This is a genomic window from Photorhabdus temperata, assembly GCF_025384845.1.
GTDB classification, from domain to species: domain Bacteria; phylum Pseudomonadota; class Gammaproteobacteria; order Enterobacterales; family Enterobacteriaceae; genus Photorhabdus; species Photorhabdus temperata.
Genome location: NZ_JAJAFX010000002.1, coordinates 23,377 through 39,675 on the forward strand (window position 1 = coordinate 23,377; position 16,299 = coordinate 39,675).

Here is a 16,299-nt window from a genome sequence, read left to right on the forward strand (position 1 = left end):
TGAAAATGCAATCTATTTTCGACAAATTGTTCAGTGCGCAGATACTGACACAACAAGAAAGCCAGCAACTGTTCTCCGCCATAATTCAAGGAAAATTAAGTGAGCCGCAACTCGCGGCGGTCCTTATCAGTATGAAATTGCGCGGTGAGCAGCCACAGGAGATCGCCGGAGCCGCACAGGCGTTACTGGCAAATGCCCTGCCATTTCCGAGGCCGGACTACACTTTCTGCGATATTGTCGGAACCGGGGGAGATGGAACTAACAGCATCAATATTTCAACCGCCAGTGCATTTGTCGCAGCAGCTTGTCATATTAAAGTCGCCAAACATGGTAACCGCAGTGTTTCCAGCCGTTCCGGTTCATCTGATTTGCTGGCCGCGTTTGGTATCACGCTTGATGTCAGTGCAGAATGTGCCCGCAACGCCCTGGATGAAATCGGCATCTGTTTTCTGTTTGCGCCGCAGTATCATATTGGATTCCGCCATGCGATACCTGTACGTCAGCAACTGAAAACCCGGACACTGTTCAATGTATTAGGCCCTCTGGTTAACCCGGCCCGCCCGCCGTTGGCATTAATTGGCGTTTACAGCCCTGAGCTGGTTGGCCCCATTGCCCGTACCTTGCAAGTCCTGGGCTATCAGCGGGCAGCGGTTGTTCACAGTGGTGGAATGGATGAAGTTGCCCTGCATGCACCCACAATCGTTGCAGAACTTAATGATGGAGAAATTGCCCATTATCAATTAAATGCTGAAGATTTTGGTTTACAAAACCATCCAATATCGGCATTAAAAGGGGGGGCACCGGAAGAAAACCGTGAAATGATCAGTTTATTGTTACAGGGTCGGGGTAAGAAAGCCCATGCTGATGCCGTTGCCGCTAATGTTGCCCTGTTGATGAAAATTCATGGACAAGAAAATTTACGTCATAACACTCAACAAGCCCTTGAAACCATTCACAGTGGTCTGGCTTATGAACGAGTCACCGCACTTGCCGCAAGGAGTTAATGATGCAAACTACCGTTTTACAGAAAATTGTTAATGATAAAGCCGAATATCTTATTGGACGCAAGCAACAACAACCTTTGGAAAACTTTATTGATTCTATTGTTGCCAGCCAGCGTAGTTTTTATCAGGCGCTGAGCAGTGAACCGACTGTTTTTATTCTGGAGTGTAAAAAGGCATCGCCTTCAAAAGGACTCATTCGTCAGGATTTTGATCCCATCCAGATAGCAAAAACTTATCAGCCTTATGCTGCTGCAATTTCAGTATTAACGGATGAAAAATATTTTCAGGGCAGCTATGACTTTCTCCGTCTGGTGAGTAATGCCGTTCATCAGCCGGTGCTATGCAAAGATTTTATTATCGATCCTTATCAAGTTTATCTCGCTCGGTATTATCAAGCAGATGCCATTCTGCTGATGCTGTCGGTTCTTGACGATGAGCAATATATTATGCTGTCTGAACTCGCTCATAGTCTAAATATGGGAGTACTGATAGAAGTAAGTTCAGAAGAAGAACGGATCAGGGCTGTCACACTAAAAGCCAAAATTATTGGTATCAATAACCGTGATCTAAGAGATCTTTCCATAGATTTAAACCGTACCAGACAACTTGCGCCACAATTACCGGAAGGAGCGATTGTTATCAGCGAATCAGGCATCCACCAGCATCAGCAAATTCGCGAACTCAGCCATTATGCCAATGGTTTTCTGATCGGCAGTGCTTTGATGTCCCAGTCCAATCTGGATCTGGCATTACGTCAACTGATTCTGGGGGAAAATAAGGTCTGTGGATTAACCCGCCCACAAGACGCCAAAGCGGCATTACAAGCAGGGGCTGTTTATGGTGGTTTGATATTTGTTGAGCATTCTCTGCGTAGAATTAATATCGAACAGGCCCAACAAATCATCAATGCGGCAGCTCTCAAATATGTGGGGGTATTTCAAAATCAATCATCTGCATTTATCAATCATACTGCTCGTACTCTGTCTCTCGCTGCGGTGCAATTACATGGAGCAGAAGGTGAAGTTTATATTGAAGAACTGCGGAAATTATTGCCTGAAAACTGCCAGATTTGGAAAGCGATTGATATGTCGAAAGATTCATTCCACGCTAAAGCCGGAAATATTGATCGGTATCTGCTTGATAACGGCAAAGGTGGAACCGGCAAAAGTTTCGACTGGCAATTACTTGAAAAACAATCACTCGACAATGTGATGTTGGCAGGTGGATTAAATGAAGAAAATTGCCAACAGGCAGCAAAATATGGCTGTTGCGGACTTGATTTTAACTCTGGTGTTGAAAGCGCGCCGGGTATTAAAAGCAGTCATAAATTGAGTAAAGTGTTTCAGCGTCTACGAAGCTACCAATAAACAATGATTCTTTGATTAATGGACAAACAGAATAATGAGTAAACTTAACCCCTATTTTGGTGATTTCGGTGGACAATTTGTGCCACAGATCCTTATTCCCGCCCTTGAACAATTAGAAACGGCATTTATTGATGCTCAACAAGATCCTGAATTCCAGCAAGAGTTTCAGGATCTGCTGAAAAACTATGCCGGCAGACCAACGGCATTAACTTTATGCCGTAATTTGACTAAAGGCACTAAAACCCGCCTTTATCTGAAGCGGGAAGATCTATTACACGGCGGCGCTCATAAAACCAATCAGGTACTTGGTCAGGCATTACTGGCGAAACGCATGGGCAAAAATGAAATTATTGCGGAAACCGGCGCCGGCCAGCATGGTGTAGCAACAGCCCTTACCTGCGCACTATTAAATATGAAATGCCGTATTTATATGGGTGCTAAAGATGTGGAGCGCCAATCCCCTAATGTCTTCCGTATGCGTCTGATGGGAGCCGAAGTTATCCCGGTTCACAGCGGCTCTGCAACCCTAAAAGATGCCTGCAATGAAGCACTGCGCGACTGGTCCGGCAGCTATGATAAGGCTCACTATTTGTTAGGTACCGCCGCGGGCCCACACCCCTACCCAACCCTAGTTCGGGAGTTCCAGCGTATGATTGGTGAAGAAGCCAAAGCCCAGATTCTGGCAAAAGAGGGACGTTTGCCTGATGCTGTGCTGGCCTGCGTCGGCGGGGGTTCCAATGCTATTGGCATGTTTGCCGAATTTATTCCTGAAACATCAGTACGCCTGATTGGTATTGAACCCGCGGGACACGGTATCGAAACGGGCAAACATGGCGCCCCGCTGAAACATGGCGAATTAGGTATCTATTTTGGGATGAAATCACCCATGATGCAGACAGATGAAGGCCAGATTGAAGAATCTTACTCTATTTCAGCCGGCCTGGATTTCCCTTCTGTTGGCCCTCAACATGCCTATCTGAACAGTATCGGCCGGGCTGATTATTTTTCCATCACTGATGATGAAGCATTAGCTGCATTCAAAACGCTTTCCCGTGAGGAAGGTATTATTCCAGCTCTCGAATCCTCTCATGCGCTGGCTTATGCTTTAAAAATGATCCATCAAGCGCCTGATAAAGAGCAATTACTGATCGTCAATCTATCCGGTCGCGGTGATAAAGACATATTTACTGTCCATGATATTTTAAAATCCAGGGGGGAAATCTGATGGAACGTTACGAGCAGCTATTTAAACAATTGGAAAGCCGTAAACAAGGTGCTTTTGTCCCCTTTGTCACACTCGGCGATCCAAACCCAGAATTATCGTTGGAAATTATTGATGCACTGATTGCCGGTGGTGCTGATGCCCTTGAGTTAGGTATTCCTTTTTCTGATCCGCTGGCTGACGGCCCGACAATTCAGAATGCCAATCTGCGTGCTTTCTCCTCAAATGTTACTCCCACTCTCTGTTTTGAACTATTAGCAAAAATTCGGACAAAATATCCTGATATTCCCATTGGTTTATTGATGTATGCCAACCTGATTTTTCATAACGGCATAGACGAGTTTTATCGCCGCTGCAAAGATGCAGATGTCGATTCTGTATTAGTTGCAGATGTTCCTGTATCAGAATCACGACTATTCCGTACCGCAGCGATGAAATATGGTATTGCCCCTATCTTTATTTGCCCTCCGAATGCGGAAGATGAATTATTACGTGAAATCGCCTCTTATGGCCGGGGATATACCTATTTATTATCCCGGGCCGGCGTTACCGGCACAGAAAGACGCGCTGAACATCCTTTAAATCATTTAGTCAATAAGTTGCGGGAATATCATGCTGCACCGCCATTACAGGGATTTGGTATTTCAGAACCTGCACAGATAAAAGAAACGTTAGCAAATGGTGCTGCTGGTGCAATTTCCGGATCTGCCGTAATCAAAATTATTGAAGCAAATCTTTCTCAACCAGAAATAATGCTGAAAAAACTCACTGAATTTGTATCAATAATGAAATCTGCAACTCAACTGTAGTATAAAAAATGGGGCAAAATCTGCCCCATGCTTTTCATATCAAACAACTTATGTTAAACAGAGGTGGTTCTTATCAGAAGTGATAACCGACACCAAACATAAATACCCACGGATCAAGCCGGGTATCAATTTTATGGCTCCGATCGTTTGCTTTGAATTTCACATCAGTTTCAATGTTCACCCACCACACAGACGCATTTAGCATCCAGTTCTGATCTAACTCATAATCTAAACCAACATGCCCAGCCACACCCCAGGAATCTTTCAGATCCAGACTGTGTAAATTACTGACTTTAACAGCATCATTATCATTGAATTTCTCGTTAAAGAAAGTGGTATAGTTCAAACCAACACCAATATAAGGGCGGAAATGACTTTCTTTAGAGCCGAAATAGTATTGCGCCATTAATGTCGGTGGCAGACTCTTTATTTTAGCAATATTACCAGCACCCGGTAAACTTACCCGATGCTGGAAAGGTGTCCCAGCGAGTAATTCAACACCAATATTATCGGTAATCATATAACCGAAGGTTAGACCCATCTGGGTATTATTATCCGCACTCAGAGAACCTACCCCTAATACATTATCAGAGCCGGTATTAGGTCTTACTGTTGCAGTACCCGTGCGGAAAAGAAAATCACCCGCTTCATGAGCAAAAGCGAACGATGGTGCTAAAGTTGCCGCTGCTAATACAAATGCAGAAAATTTTTTCATTATTCATCCCATTCCTGTGATTTAAAAGTCAATAAAAATATAGCCATATATTTAAAATTATGATCCAAGATAGATCACATCTTTTAAATAATTTAATAAAAATCGTATATTTGCGATATTATTATTCCAAATTGGAATTATTTTAAATTGACACAAATCAATATTTATCATTAATTATTTGAATGTTTTTTATATTTATATGCCAACTCCAACATTTTATCTTTCATCTGATTATATTTCCATGATGTTTTAACAAAGTTAAATTTATGTTTATTTTTATATTGAAAATATAATATGAAGTACTTTTCCCTTTCATCAACAATCACAGCCAATCACTAATTTATCCGCGTAATCTCCTTTCAGCTATCCACATCTGCCCATAACAGAGTACAATTAACCGCTGTGTATTATTGTTTAACCTGATAGGAGCTGTCTTCATGCCAATCACGGCGAATACCCTGTACCGTGACAGTTTTAACTTTTTCAAGAATCAACTGTTAAGTACTCTGACTCTGGCCGTTCTGGCGGCTCTAGTGACTACCCTATTGGGGCACCTGTTTATCCCTGATAGCGAACAGATGAAACTGCTGACAGAAGCAGAATTCACTTTTGCAACTTCAGGTAAAGCCGGAATTCAGGATATGGTGTCCCAAATGACCCCAGAGCAACAATCAATGATCATGCGGGCGGGAATAGGAACTATTTTCTCCAGTATGATTGGCAATGTGCTACTGGTTGGTGGTGTATTGACGTTGGTCACGGCAATTTCAGCGGGAAATCATATTTCTTCATTACAGGCAATTGGTTTATCAGCAAGCCAATTACCAAAACTGTTCCTGCTACTGCTTATCTGCACCTTGCTGATCCAACTTGGTTTAATGCTGATGCTGGTACCAGGTATTATTTTGTCTATCGCCTTGGCTTTATCACCCGTGATTATGACCGCTGAACGTCGTGGTATTTTTGCGTCGATGAAAATAAGCTGGAAACTGGCATTTGCCAATATTCGCTTGCTGGTTCCGGCAATTCTGCTATGGCTGACCGCAAAGCTCTTGCTGGTGTTTATTATTGATCGTCTGACATTCATTCAAAGTGAGATGGCGGGAATTATGCTTGGCGTGTTTAATAATCTGATCTCAGCCATCCTGCTAATTTATCTGTTCAGGTTATATATGCTGGTTGCCTCTTCACAACAAAAATGAATATAAAATAGCCGTTCAAACAAACCCCATAGCGATAAAAGCTATGGGGCTGACAGAGAATACAACATGAGCCAGTTTATATCCGTGTACAGCTGTGTATAAGAGCTTTATTGCTATTTGGATAAGAGCAAAAAATTCCCTGCCATACAACAGGGAATTTCTGTAGAAAGAGGTTGCTAATTAAATACAAATTAGCAAATTCCGATTAGAACCGATAACCTACGCCAACTACCCAAGTGCCTACTTTGATGTCACCCAATTTGCCGTCACCAAATTTTGAGTATTCATAGGATGTATCAATAGTCCAATTTGGCATAGGGTTAAACTGTAACCCCAATCCGTAGCCGACAGATGTCTTACCTTGGGTATATGATCCATTAAAAACAGGAATTTCAAGCTCTCCACGCGCAGCACCAACCATACCGTATATACTGACATATTCATTAAAGCGATATGCAGGGCCCGCCATCAGGGAATAATAATTCACATCAAATCCATCGAAACCCTTGTGTGTATATGTGAATGAACTAATAACACCAAAATTATTATCCAACTCGTAGCGGTACTTCAGGTTGAAGCCCTTTCCCTTTGGATTACCATCAAGTTTTTCACCATCAAACTTTACATGACTCTGAGCATAGCCACCAGAAATTGTACTTTCACCGCTCGCATTCGCTGCAAATGCGAATACAGATAAACCAACAGCCACCACTGAAGCTACCAGTGTTCTTTTCATTGAAAATCCCTAATATTGTATAAAATATAGAAAAAAATAATTACGGGGAGGTATTATTTATCAGTAACCAATAGAAAACAACGAAATTCCATTTATTGTTAATTTCCCGTTTAATAAAGCAAAACACTAAGCATTACCGTCGTATTCCTCTTTTTTAACAGAAAGATACTTTCCTTAAAGGAAGACAGATGATTATCTATCAAATTGGCTTTATTATCTGTTATTACGGCTAAATAATTGTTCAACCAAGCCCCATAGTTGTAAAAACGATGGGGCTGACAAGTCATAAACAGGATCACACTGTATTAAATGTGCTGCTTCAGGCCGCTATATTTTTAGCCCCACAAGATGACATAACTCTTTCAACTATTTCTTGCTCAATTTTTATTTCAAAATCAGTAAACAACGCCTTTGGCTTTACACTTCTACCATTTTTTTCCAGCGCGACAAAACCGTGTTGATTCAGCGTCTTTAACGTAGCTGACAAGTTGCTTGGTTGCCTCCCTGACAGCTTGGCCAGTTCTGCGATTGTTTCTGGTTTCTGTTCATTAGTGAACAGCTATGAATCATTACCTTTTAATGTAATTAGAGTACCATTCGGGCTTACTTTGAATCATTCGAACGGCAAAATAGAGATCGGGCACCACAACTAGATCGTCATCACTGCTTCTCAATTTATTTTGTTTTATCCAGCGGGTAAGTTCTGTCCGTCGGCCAGCGAGCACCAATGTGACACCTTTTACTTTCAATTCAGTAATCAGTTCATCAATAGCCGCAAAAACACTCACATCGTCATAAGTAAAACTCACAGCCGCATCAACAACTAACCAACCCGGACGCTTTTTCGCCCTGTCTACATGCTGCAACACCCGTTTTTTAAAATAACTGACATTGAAATAAGTTAATGGTGAGTTAAACCGGTACATCATCACACCGTCTACCGGTTTAATTTCATTGCCTTGGTTAATGGAATGAATCATCCCTTGTTCATTAACGCCCAAAAGCTGATCTGTCGGGCGGAAGACAATTCGCAAAAACTGCAATAAGCCAAGCAAAACAGCAAAACCAACACCGTTAATCAAACCCACCACCAACACTGAAATCAGGGTAAACAATGATAAAGTGAATGCCTGACGATTTCGTTTCCGCAGTGACCAGATCCCCCGTAAATTTAACAATGATGATGCCGAATAAATCAGCACTACACCAAGAGATGACAATGGAATATGCGCCAGGAAACCCGTCATAAACAGTAAAACCAGCAAGATAACCACAGCGGCAATCACAGAAACCAATTGAGTTTTCCCACCAATAGCATCATTAACCGCAGTTCGGCTGCTGGCAGCACTGACAGCAAACCCTTGTGATAAAGCAGAAGCAATGTTCGCAATACCTAAGGCCCTAAGCTCTGAATCCGCATCAATCTGATAGCCGTTTTTGCTGGCAAAACTACGGGCCGTCATCATAAAACTGACAAAACTGATAACGGCAAGGTTCAGGGATGGGATAACCAGATCACGCATAATTCCAGGTTGGAAATCAGGCACTGGCACAACAGGCAACCCTCCACCGCTGACACTGCCAACAATCTGAATACCCTGTTTTTCAAGCCCAAATTGCCAGCTGACATAAGTCGTTAATACCATTGCCAACAAAGGCCCCGGCCAGGTTGGGCGCAAGAAACGTGCAGTAAGCAAAATCAACACTGTCGCGACCGACATTGCCAACGTTGGTAAATGTGTGCTCATTAATTTGGCAGGTAATGCGATCACCCGTTCAATCAACCCAACGGGTACGCCGGCAAAGCCAAAGACTTTAGCCAACTGATCCACCATGATTGTCAATGCCACACCGTTCATTAATCCTTTAAGGATCGGTCTTGAAAGAAAATCAGCAAACGCACCTAATCGAAAATGACTCGCGAGAACACACCATATCCCTGTCATTAAAGTCATCACGATCGTCAGCTGCCAACGTACATCTTCATTACCAAAAACCAAGGGCGCAACTGCCGCCGCAATAACGGCACACGTTGCTGCATCCGGCCCGACAATCAACTGTCTTGAAGTGCCAAATAACGCATAAGTGAACATTGGCAAGACACATGCATAGAGACCGATAATTGCACTTATTCCCATTAATTCAGCGTAAGCAATAGCAATCGGCAGAGCTACTGCGGCCACAGAAAGCCCAGCCCTTAAATCATGACTAAACCACTCTTTGCGATAATGAGAAAAATTGCCCAACCCTGGCATCCAACGCTGTAGTTTTTTCCACTGCATCTGGTTTATGCCCTCTTATTTTTCAACGGGTTTTAGCTATAATGCTGTGTTATATGTTCACTGACAACAGGAAGTTAATTACGCCGCTCTTTATGGTAAAATTGTGCGAAACAGATCGATAAAAATCTTTATTTATCGATAAAAAAAGCCATACTGTTGCCGCTTAGTATATTCAACCACCAAAATCGGATAGAGTCAGCTGCCGGAATTACAATAGGTTCAAACATGAAACAACTTTTAGACTTTCTACCTTTAGTCGTATTTTTTGTTGTATACAAAATGTATGACATTTTCTATGCTTCCGGGGCACTGATTGCCGCCACCGGTTTAGCTGTAGCGATAACTTATTTCATCTACCGGAAAGTAGAGAAATCATCTCTGATCACTTTTATCATGGTTGCTGTTTTCGGCACTCTGACCTTAGCTTTCCACAGTGATCTCTTTATTAAGTGGAAAGTCACCGCAATCTATGCCTTATTTGCATTAGCCTTGCTCGTCAGCCAATGGTTCATGAAAAAACCACTTATTCAAAAAATGCTGGGCAAGGAATTGATTTTACCGGAGTTTGTCTGGAGTAAACTCAATATGGCATGGGCGCTGTTTTTTATTGCCTGCGCACTGGCCAATATTTATGTCGCGTTCTGGTTACCACAAGATGTCTGGGTTAACTTCAAAGTATTTGGTCTGACTGCCCTGACTCTGGTTTTCACCGTGCTCAGTGTAGTATATATTTATCGCCACCTGCCACGCGAACAGAAGTAACCCTATTCAAATGGATACCTGCCTGCTATCGTCTGTAGGCAAGTATTGTTTTTTCATCAAATAAAGTAAAGTTTTCAATGACACAACAACAATTACCTAACGGAGAATTAGTCCTCCGCACACTGGCTATGCCCGCTGATACCAACGCCAATGGAGATATTTTTGGTGGATGGCTGATGTCACAAATGGATATTGGTGGCGCAATTCTGGCAAAAGAAATTGCGGAAGGCCGTGTTGTCACTGTCAGAGTAAATGGTATTACTTTCCTTAAACCTGTCGCTGTTGGTGATGTCGTCTGCTGCTATGCCCATTGTCTCAAAACCGGTAACAGTTCGATTACTATTAACATCGAAGTCTGGGTGAAGAAAGTAGCATCTGAGCCTGTAGGCCAACGCTATCGTGCAACCGAAGCGGTATTCACTTATGTTGCTGTTAATGAGGATAATACCCCCCGCCAGTTACCAGAAGGCAAAACCCAATTTCAACTGACCAGCAGCACTGACGAACAAGCCTGATTATTAATGCAAAAAAGGAGCATCCAAATCATGCTCCTTTTTTATCTGTATTTTCCCGCCGATCAGGATTGAGAGATACCGGTCATTTTGAATTCTACTGTTGTGATATAGCCAACCGCGGGTATTTTTTCAAAGCGCCATTTTCTCATTGCTTTTTTTACTTCCCTGTCAAAAACATTAGGCGGATTGGCGCCAATCACTTCGATATTCTTTACCCGGCCGTCTTCATCAATATCATATTTGACTCTAACATTACCCTCAATCCCCAATGCTGCCGCTCTGGATGGATAAATGGGTAACGTTTTACTTAATGCTTTTGGCCCATTCTGTGATTTAGTTACCGTATTAGTTGCCGGTTTATTCTGATTATTATCAGTACGGTTAACCAGTGGCTTTTCCTTTTCCAATTGTTCAGTTATCTTCTCAACTGGCTCCGATTGCTTTTTAACAACCTTCTTCTTCACTTCCGGTTTCGGTTTCAGCTTCTTCACCTCCGGCTTTGGGATCACCGGCTCTGGAACAGGTTCCGGCTCCTCCGGCTCTGACTCGGGTTCAGGCGCCGCGGGTTGTGAAACCGGGGTTTCTTCAGCAGCTAACTGAATCATAGCTACAGACATAAGTACAGCATCAGGCTGTTTTTCCGGTATCACAGAACAAAAAAGTGCGGCAGCAACAGAAATATGCAAACAAACTGATAATAATATTGGCCAATGTATCCAACGCATAAGAAAGTTCTTGATTAGCAGCATAATAGTCAATCCTCGAATAACTGCTAGTTTAAATGCAAATAGCAATCATATTCAATAAAGATTGTAGTTGAGCGTGAATATAAGGCCAAAAATATTATTTTTTTAATGCGTCCATACACTATGTTGAACAAACAATAAAGCTCGCCGCTGTTTATAAACATCTAATTTACGTAGTGAATAAATACGTAAATTACGTCTTGATTGCCCTTCCAGCCAACGGCGACGGCGGTTGGAATGCTGACGCAATCTCCGCCACCGCCCTACTTCATTCCGACTATGTTTCATACAACTATACCTGTAAAGAATATCATGCTCATTATAAGCCTTTAAAAAAGATATCCAAGGCGTATCTGAAGAGTACTTTTTATGTCATATAGTGCGAAATAACCAATATCAAGTATGATGCTTGCAGTATAATTGCCGATTTTTTGGTAAATTCATCGGGTTAATTAGAATCCCGTGTTTTGGGGAAACCGTGTTAAACGCCACCAAAGATGTCTGAACAAAACAGGATTGATTGCCGAACATGACAACCTTTTATTCCGTCCTAAGTTGGCTTGCTATTTTCTTCTATTGGCTGATCGTTGCCAGTATCACCTTGCGTATTTTAATAAAACGCCGGCCTGTAACTTCCGCTATGACCTGGCTGCTGATTATTTATATCCTGCCCTTAGTTGGCATTATCGCTTACCTGTCATTTGGTGAGCTGCATTTGGGAAAACGCCGAGTTGAACAGGCAAAAGCCATGTGGCCGTCAACAGCAATATGGCTTGAAGAGCTGCGAAAATCTCGTCATATCTTCGCCACGGAAAATAGCGAAGTCGCGACACCGTTATTCCAGCTTTGCGAACGGCGGCAAGGGCTTGAAGGCGTTAAAGGTAACAAGATCCAACTGCTGACAACCTATGACAACTCACTAAAAACCATCATCAAAGATATTGAAAATGCCAAACACAGCATTGAGATGATGTTCTATATCTGGCAATCCGGCGGCTTGGTTGAACAAGTGACTGATGCCCTTATGGCCGCAGCACACCGCGGAGTCAGATGCCGTGTTATGGTGGATTCAGCCGGCAGCTGGTTATATTGCCGTAGCCAATACCCGGACATCATGCGCCAGGCGGGAATTGAATTTGTTGAAGCTTTGCCAGTCAATATCTTCCGTTTATTTCTGCGTCGGATGGATCTGCGCCAGCATCGTAAAATTATCCTGATAGACGACTACATTTCTTACACCGGCAGTATGAATATGGTAGACCCACGCTTCTTTAAACAAGACGCCGGTGTTGGACAATGGATCGACATCATGGTGCGGATGGAAGGACCGGTTACCACGACAATGGGTGTTATTTACGCTTGTGATTGGGAAATGGAAACAGGTCAACGCATCTTTCCACCCTCACCAGACAACAATATCATGCCATTTGAACAAGCCAGCGGGCATACAACTCAGATCATTGCATCTGGTCCCGGATTCCCTGAAGAGTTAATTCAACAATCTTTAATGACGGCTATTTTCTCTGCCCGTAAGCAATTGATATTAACCACCCCTTATTTTGTTCCCAGTGATGACTTGATGAATGCTATCTGCACTGCGGCTTTAAGGGGTGTGGAAGTTATTATTATTGTTCCTCGCAGAAACAATTTTTTCCTTGTTCGCTGGGCAAGTCGTGCATTCTTTTCTGAACTATTGAATGCGGGAGTTAAGATTTATCAGTTTGAAGACGGTTTATTACATACCAAAAGCATCTTGGTTGATGGTCAACTCAGTATGGTTGGCTCAGTTAATCTCGATATGCGCAGCCTGTGGCTGAATTTTGAAATTACTGTGGTTATTGATGATGAAAACTTTGGTAATGATCTGACTCTGGTGCAATACGATTACATGGCCCATTCTACATTGCTGGAAATCCATGAATGGGAACAGCGCCCTTTGTGGCATCGGATAATTGAACGTATTTGTTACTTTTTCAGCCCACTACTGTGACCAATACCCTCGTCTTGACAAGATGGGGGTATCAATCAATACTCCGTCATGCTTTAATTCTCCCATCATTACTGACCAATGAATTGATATGGACAACAAACCTTCACAAACAATGGATTTAGATCTCAATAACCGAATGACAGAAGATGAAACCCTTGAGAAAGCGTATGACATCTTTCTTGAGCTGGCTTCATCCAATCTTGATCCCGCGGATATTTTGCTATTCAGCTTACAATTCGAAATACGGGGCGGCGCAGAATTACTGGCTCCTTCAGAGGATTGGCTGGAACATGTGGAGTTCGATCTAAACCCTGATTTTTTCGCAGAGGTGATTATCGGGCTAGCTGAATCTGAGGATGCTGAAATTAATGATATTTTTGCCCGTATTCTGATTTGTCGGGAAAAATCTCACCAGATTTGCCATATTTTGTGGAAAGAGTAATTGTAGCGACAATAGAGTACAGACAATATTAAGATACATCAATTTCATCTTTTATTTTTGTACTCCTCAGCGCCTCATATAAGAAATAGATGCTGACGATAAGTAAATAAGTGCCTAATGTAATCATTGCATCATTTGATTGCATGTAACGTGACAGAATGTAAGAAACAGCAGAGCCAAACGGTATTGCAGAATAGATAATCATGTAAGATGCAGAAATAACACTCACCACTTCATCTTGGTGATAATGAGTCTGTCGTTCAGTATAAAAAACAATTAAGTTGATGGCACTCAATAACATAACAACGCTCCACGCTATTGATGCAATATAGATGTTATTAGCTATAGGTATACAAATTAAACACAGAGCACATATTATCCCTGTAATGGAAATCAAATGCCATTTGTTAACATTGTTCTTATAAATAATCCTGCCGATCCTTACTCCTATAATTAACCCGACCGTGGATATAGCAAAAAACAATCCTAATTGTATATCCGTCAAATTGAATCTTTCGATTAAAAAATATGTCAGTATAGATTGGAATCCATGTAAGGCTATGTTTGAAAAGAAAAAACGCCTCAATAAATAATTAACAAATAAATTATCTTTAATAAGTTTAAAACCTTTGATGGTTTTTAAGATGAAATGCTCACCGGTGGTTTTTACTCTTAACCCTATGTTTATTTTAGTTAAAATAAACATAGAAACCACATATATGACACCAATGATAATAAATACATTGCTATAACCTAAATAACTTAATATAGTTGCGCCGATAATTGGCCCTATAGCAGGAAACAGGCTATCGACAAAAGCAATTTTCCTGCTCATTTCTTCCATGTCTTCTTTATGTGGTAATATCTCTTTCAATGTACTGTGGATAATGGTTTGATACAAGATAAGAATGGATGATAACAAAAATACCACCATAAAGAAAACAAGGTTATTAAAATTAATCTCAAAATAGGTATAGGAAAAGAGACATAAAAGCAAGCCAATTAAATTCAGTATTAATAGGCTTGCTTTTTTTGCAAGCCTGTTTTCGAGCAGATTAGCTACTGGAGGGGCAATGATATTTGGTGTAAACAGCAATCCATAGCTAATCGTCATCATTTGCAATGATTTTGTTTCTGAATAAAGAACTAACGGAGCGATAAATTTAAAAACCCAATTATTCATCGAGTTGAGGATATATGAAATTAAAAAATATAATGATTGGCTACTTTTTAATTTAAACATTGGTCAACTCGTTCCTTCATTTCCTTGAATATCGCATAACCCCTTTCTGTTAGGTCACCATACTGCTCTATGATATTGTATGTTTCATTATACCGAGTTAATGCCCTTTCCAAGAACTTCTCATTGCTATTGGGATCTGCTTTAACAGCTTGTCTGAAATAAGACACAATATTACCAAGCACATAATTGGCATGATAAATACCTGACATTGGCCTTTTGTCTTTTCTGAATGGTGCCGTATAGAGATTTTCTATAGGATTGTTGACAAGCTGATCTTTGGTTTGCTCTAAAAATAATTTTGAGTGTGATGCCTCATGAACCAAATCTTCAATATATTGGTTTATTGAGCTGATCTCTTCCTTCGTATTGGGAGAAATAATTATGCATCCCAACGCTTTTAATGTTGATCCCGATTTTATGCCCCCACGTTCAGTTTGACCGACCAAGACAATATGCTTTATTAACGAATTGACAAAATCGTAGTAGTAGGGTGAAACAGATTTCATGAGATCCAACGATTGATGTATTTTAACTATCTCTTCTTCTGAGTTTCCCGTGAATGGGCCGAATGCATAAACACCATCATCATTGATGTCATTATCCGGTTTATCATAGATATCTTTTAAAGTTTTTGATATATATTCCGAGATGTTAGCATTAGTAATAACTAATATTTCCGGTCTACTAGGGACCAATGTATTAGGATTGTGAACAGATAAGTGATCTAATGCAGATTTTAAGAAATTTTCTGCATTTTTTTGGTTTTGCTCTTTTATCGCATCAACACACAAAAAGTAGTTGGCAAAAACTTTCCAGTTATAATTTATTTTTAACTCATCGTTGAAGGCAATATTGAAGTTTTCAGACAAATACTTTAATGAAGACAACACTTCATCTTCAAAAAATGCCTTATTCTTCTCAATGACAGTAATCATGACAAACTCCTTATTAATAAAGATATTAAAGTGTCCAGATGATTCCATTTGGACACTTTAATGACGTTAGATAACACTCACTTTAAATTGATGATAACAACAGCAGTGTACAAATGACCTTTTGGGATAAACAATTTTGAAAGATCGATATTGTTCATATTGACGTCTCCTTTGCTTAAGTAAAGTTCAATTATACCAATACACCAAAAACATTAATTTAATTAATATTTATGACAATGCATCGTAACATTTACCACGTTATTTTATTAAAGTCAATGTTTTTAATTTTTTATACTCTATATTATAGTGGATAATACACTACATCAATA

The 16,299-nt window shown here is 41.0% G+C and carries 17 protein-coding genes; 9 read left to right on the top strand and 8 right to left on the bottom strand.

The window, feature by feature from the left end:
• Positions 1–5: 5 nt before the first annotated feature.
• The 4 genes from trpD to trpA are packed head-to-tail and all read left to right on the top strand — an operon-like array spanning position 6 to position 4,402.
• Positions 6–1,004, top strand: a complete 999-nt coding sequence (gene trpD, locus LGZ99_RS00745) for an anthranilate phosphoribosyltransferase (protein ID WP_036837126.1) — start codon at positions 6–8, stop codon at positions 1,002–1,004.
• Between the two features lie 2 nt (positions 1,005–1,006).
• A complete protein-coding gene (gene trpCF, locus LGZ99_RS00750) occupies positions 1,007–2,371 on the top strand; it encodes a bifunctional indole-3-glycerol-phosphate synthase TrpC/phosphoribosylanthranilate isomerase TrpF (RefSeq protein WP_262978796.1) in 1,365 nt (454 codons plus the stop codon).
• Positions 2,372–2,405: 34 nt separating this feature from the next.
• Positions 2,406–3,596, top strand: a complete 1,191-nt coding sequence (gene trpB / locus LGZ99_RS00755) for a tryptophan synthase subunit beta (RefSeq protein WP_021325836.1) — start codon at positions 2,406–2,408, stop codon at positions 3,594–3,596.
• Complete coding sequence (gene trpA / locus LGZ99_RS00760) at positions 3,596–4,402, top strand: tryptophan synthase subunit alpha (RefSeq protein WP_036837122.1); 807 nt, start codon at positions 3,596–3,598, stop codon at positions 4,400–4,402. Before trpB ends, trpA begins: the two co-directional genes overlap by 1 nt.
• Positions 4,403–4,475: 73 nt before the next feature.
• Here trpA and ompW read toward each other — a convergent pair whose 3' ends face one another.
• A complete protein-coding gene (ompW, locus tag LGZ99_RS00765; protein ID WP_021325838.1) occupies positions 4,476–5,117 on the bottom strand; it encodes an outer membrane protein OmpW in 642 nt (213 codons plus the stop codon).
• 437 nt (positions 5,118–5,554) lie between these two features.
• Between ompW and LGZ99_RS00770 the strand changes: the two genes are divergently transcribed.
• Complete coding sequence (locus LGZ99_RS00770; RefSeq protein ID WP_036837120.1) at positions 5,555–6,319, top strand: YciC family protein; 765 nt, start codon at positions 5,555–5,557, stop codon at positions 6,317–6,319.
• A 205-nt stretch (positions 6,320–6,524) separates the two neighbouring features.
• On the opposite strand, the gene LGZ99_RS00775 is transcribed toward LGZ99_RS00770, so the two are convergent.
• The 3 genes from LGZ99_RS00775 to LGZ99_RS00785 all read right to left on the bottom strand — a co-directional run bounded on the left by LGZ99_RS00775 (position 6,525) and on the right by LGZ99_RS00785 (position 9,337).
• Complete coding sequence (locus LGZ99_RS00775) at positions 6,525–7,055, bottom strand: Ail/Lom family outer membrane beta-barrel protein (RefSeq protein ID WP_036837116.1); 531 nt, start codon at positions 7,053–7,055, stop codon at positions 6,525–6,527.
• A 319-nt stretch (positions 7,056–7,374) separates the two neighbouring features.
• Positions 7,375–7,614, bottom strand: coding sequence for an HVO_A0114 family putative DNA-binding protein (locus LGZ99_RS00780; RefSeq protein ID WP_327078665.1), 240 nt, complete (start codon positions 7,612–7,614; stop codon positions 7,375–7,377).
• A 10-nt stretch (positions 7,615–7,624) separates the two neighbouring features.
• A complete protein-coding gene (locus LGZ99_RS00785) occupies positions 7,625–9,337 on the bottom strand; it encodes a SulP family inorganic anion transporter (protein WP_036837114.1) in 1,713 nt (570 codons plus the stop codon).
• Positions 9,338–9,562: 225 nt separating this feature from the next.
• On the opposite strand from LGZ99_RS00785, the gene LGZ99_RS00790 reads away from it, so the two are divergent.
• Both LGZ99_RS00790 and yciA read left to right on the top strand, forming a co-directional pair.
• Positions 9,563–10,099: a septation protein A gene (locus LGZ99_RS00790; RefSeq protein WP_023045278.1), complete on the top strand. Its 537-nt coding sequence runs from the start codon at positions 9,563–9,565 to the stop codon at positions 10,097–10,099.
• 77 nt (positions 10,100–10,176) lie between these two features.
• Positions 10,177–10,614 (top strand): acyl-CoA thioester hydrolase YciA, encoded by a 438-nt coding sequence (gene yciA, locus LGZ99_RS00795; RefSeq protein WP_039878806.1) that lies wholly within the window; start codon positions 10,177–10,179, stop codon positions 10,612–10,614.
• Positions 10,615–10,676: 62 nt separating this feature from the next.
• Here the strand turns inward: yciA and tonB are convergent, their stop codons facing one another.
• Together tonB and LGZ99_RS00805 are read right to left on the bottom strand one after the other, a co-directional pair.
• Positions 10,677–11,363 carry a TonB system transport protein TonB gene (gene tonB / locus LGZ99_RS00800; RefSeq protein WP_021325317.1) on the bottom strand — a complete coding sequence of 229 codons (687 nt, stop codon included), beginning with the start codon at positions 11,361–11,363 and terminating at the stop codon, positions 10,677–10,679.
• Between the two features lie 102 nt (positions 11,364–11,465).
• A complete protein-coding gene (locus LGZ99_RS00805) occupies positions 11,466–11,648 on the bottom strand; it encodes a YciY family protein (RefSeq protein ID WP_023045275.1) in 183 nt (60 codons plus the stop codon).
• A gap of 241 nt (positions 11,649–11,889) precedes the next feature.
• On the opposite strand from LGZ99_RS00805, the gene cls reads away from it, so the two are divergent.
• Entirely contained in the window at positions 11,890–13,350 is a 1,461-nt protein-coding gene (cls, locus tag LGZ99_RS00810) for a cardiolipin synthase (protein ID WP_021325319.1), read from the top strand.
• Positions 13,351–13,462: 112 nt separating this feature from the next.
• Positions 13,463–13,792, top strand: coding sequence for an HI1450 family dsDNA-mimic protein (locus LGZ99_RS00815; RefSeq protein WP_021325320.1), 330 nt, complete (start codon positions 13,463–13,465; stop codon positions 13,790–13,792).
• A 28-nt stretch (positions 13,793–13,820) separates the two neighbouring features.
• Here the strand turns inward: LGZ99_RS00815 and LGZ99_RS00820 are convergent, their stop codons facing one another.
• Together LGZ99_RS00820 and LGZ99_RS00825 are read right to left on the bottom strand one after the other, a co-directional pair.
• Positions 13,821–15,035, bottom strand: a complete 1,215-nt coding sequence (locus LGZ99_RS00820) for an MFS transporter (protein ID WP_036837112.1) — start codon at positions 15,033–15,035, stop codon at positions 13,821–13,823.
• The gene (locus LGZ99_RS00825; RefSeq protein ID WP_036837110.1) at positions 15,023–15,970 is read right to left on the bottom strand and encodes an HEXXH motif domain-containing protein; all 948 of its coding nucleotides are present in this window, start codon (positions 15,968–15,970) and stop codon (positions 15,023–15,025) included. Before LGZ99_RS00825 ends, LGZ99_RS00820 begins: the two co-directional genes overlap by 13 nt.
• Positions 15,971–16,299: the final 329 nt, after the last annotated feature.

Coding starts and splice junctions, on each gene's coding strand:
- trpD (WP_036837126.1), top strand. CDS start 6: ATGCAATCTATTTTCGACAAATTGTTCAGTGCGCAGATACTGACACAA.
- trpCF (WP_262978796.1), top strand. CDS start 1,007: ATGCAAACTACCGTTTTACAGAAAATTGTTAATGATAAAGCCGAATAT.
- trpB (WP_021325836.1), top strand. CDS start 2,406: ATGAGTAAACTTAACCCCTATTTTGGTGATTTCGGTGGACAATTTGTG.
- trpA (WP_036837122.1), top strand. CDS start 3,596: ATGGAACGTTACGAGCAGCTATTTAAACAATTGGAAAGCCGTAAACAA.
- ompW (WP_021325838.1), bottom strand. CDS start 5,117: ATGAAAAAATTTTCTGCATTTGTATTAGCAGCGGCAACTTTAGCACCA.
- LGZ99_RS00770 (WP_036837120.1), top strand. CDS start 5,555: ATGCCAATCACGGCGAATACCCTGTACCGTGACAGTTTTAACTTTTTC.
- LGZ99_RS00775 (WP_036837116.1), bottom strand. CDS start 7,055: ATGAAAAGAACACTGGTAGCTTCAGTGGTGGCTGTTGGTTTATCTGTA.
- LGZ99_RS00785 (WP_036837114.1), bottom strand. CDS start 9,337: ATGCAGTGGAAAAAACTACAGCGTTGGATGCCAGGGTTGGGCAATTTT.
- LGZ99_RS00790 (WP_023045278.1), top strand. CDS start 9,563: ATGAAACAACTTTTAGACTTTCTACCTTTAGTCGTATTTTTTGTTGTA.
- yciA (WP_039878806.1), top strand. CDS start 10,177: ATGACACAACAACAATTACCTAACGGAGAATTAGTCCTCCGCACACTG.
- tonB (WP_021325317.1), bottom strand. CDS start 11,363: ATGCTGCTAATCAAGAACTTTCTTATGCGTTGGATACATTGGCCAATA.
- LGZ99_RS00805 (WP_023045275.1), bottom strand. CDS start 11,648: ATGAAACATAGTCGGAATGAAGTAGGGCGGTGGCGGAGATTGCGTCAG.
- cls (WP_021325319.1), top strand. CDS start 11,890: ATGACAACCTTTTATTCCGTCCTAAGTTGGCTTGCTATTTTCTTCTAT.
- LGZ99_RS00815 (WP_021325320.1), top strand. CDS start 13,463: ATGGATTTAGATCTCAATAACCGAATGACAGAAGATGAAACCCTTGAG.
- LGZ99_RS00820 (WP_036837112.1), bottom strand. CDS start 15,035: ATGTTTAAATTAAAAAGTAGCCAATCATTATATTTTTTAATTTCATAT.
- LGZ99_RS00825 (WP_036837110.1), bottom strand. CDS start 15,970: ATGATTACTGTCATTGAGAAGAATAAGGCATTTTTTGAAGATGAAGTG.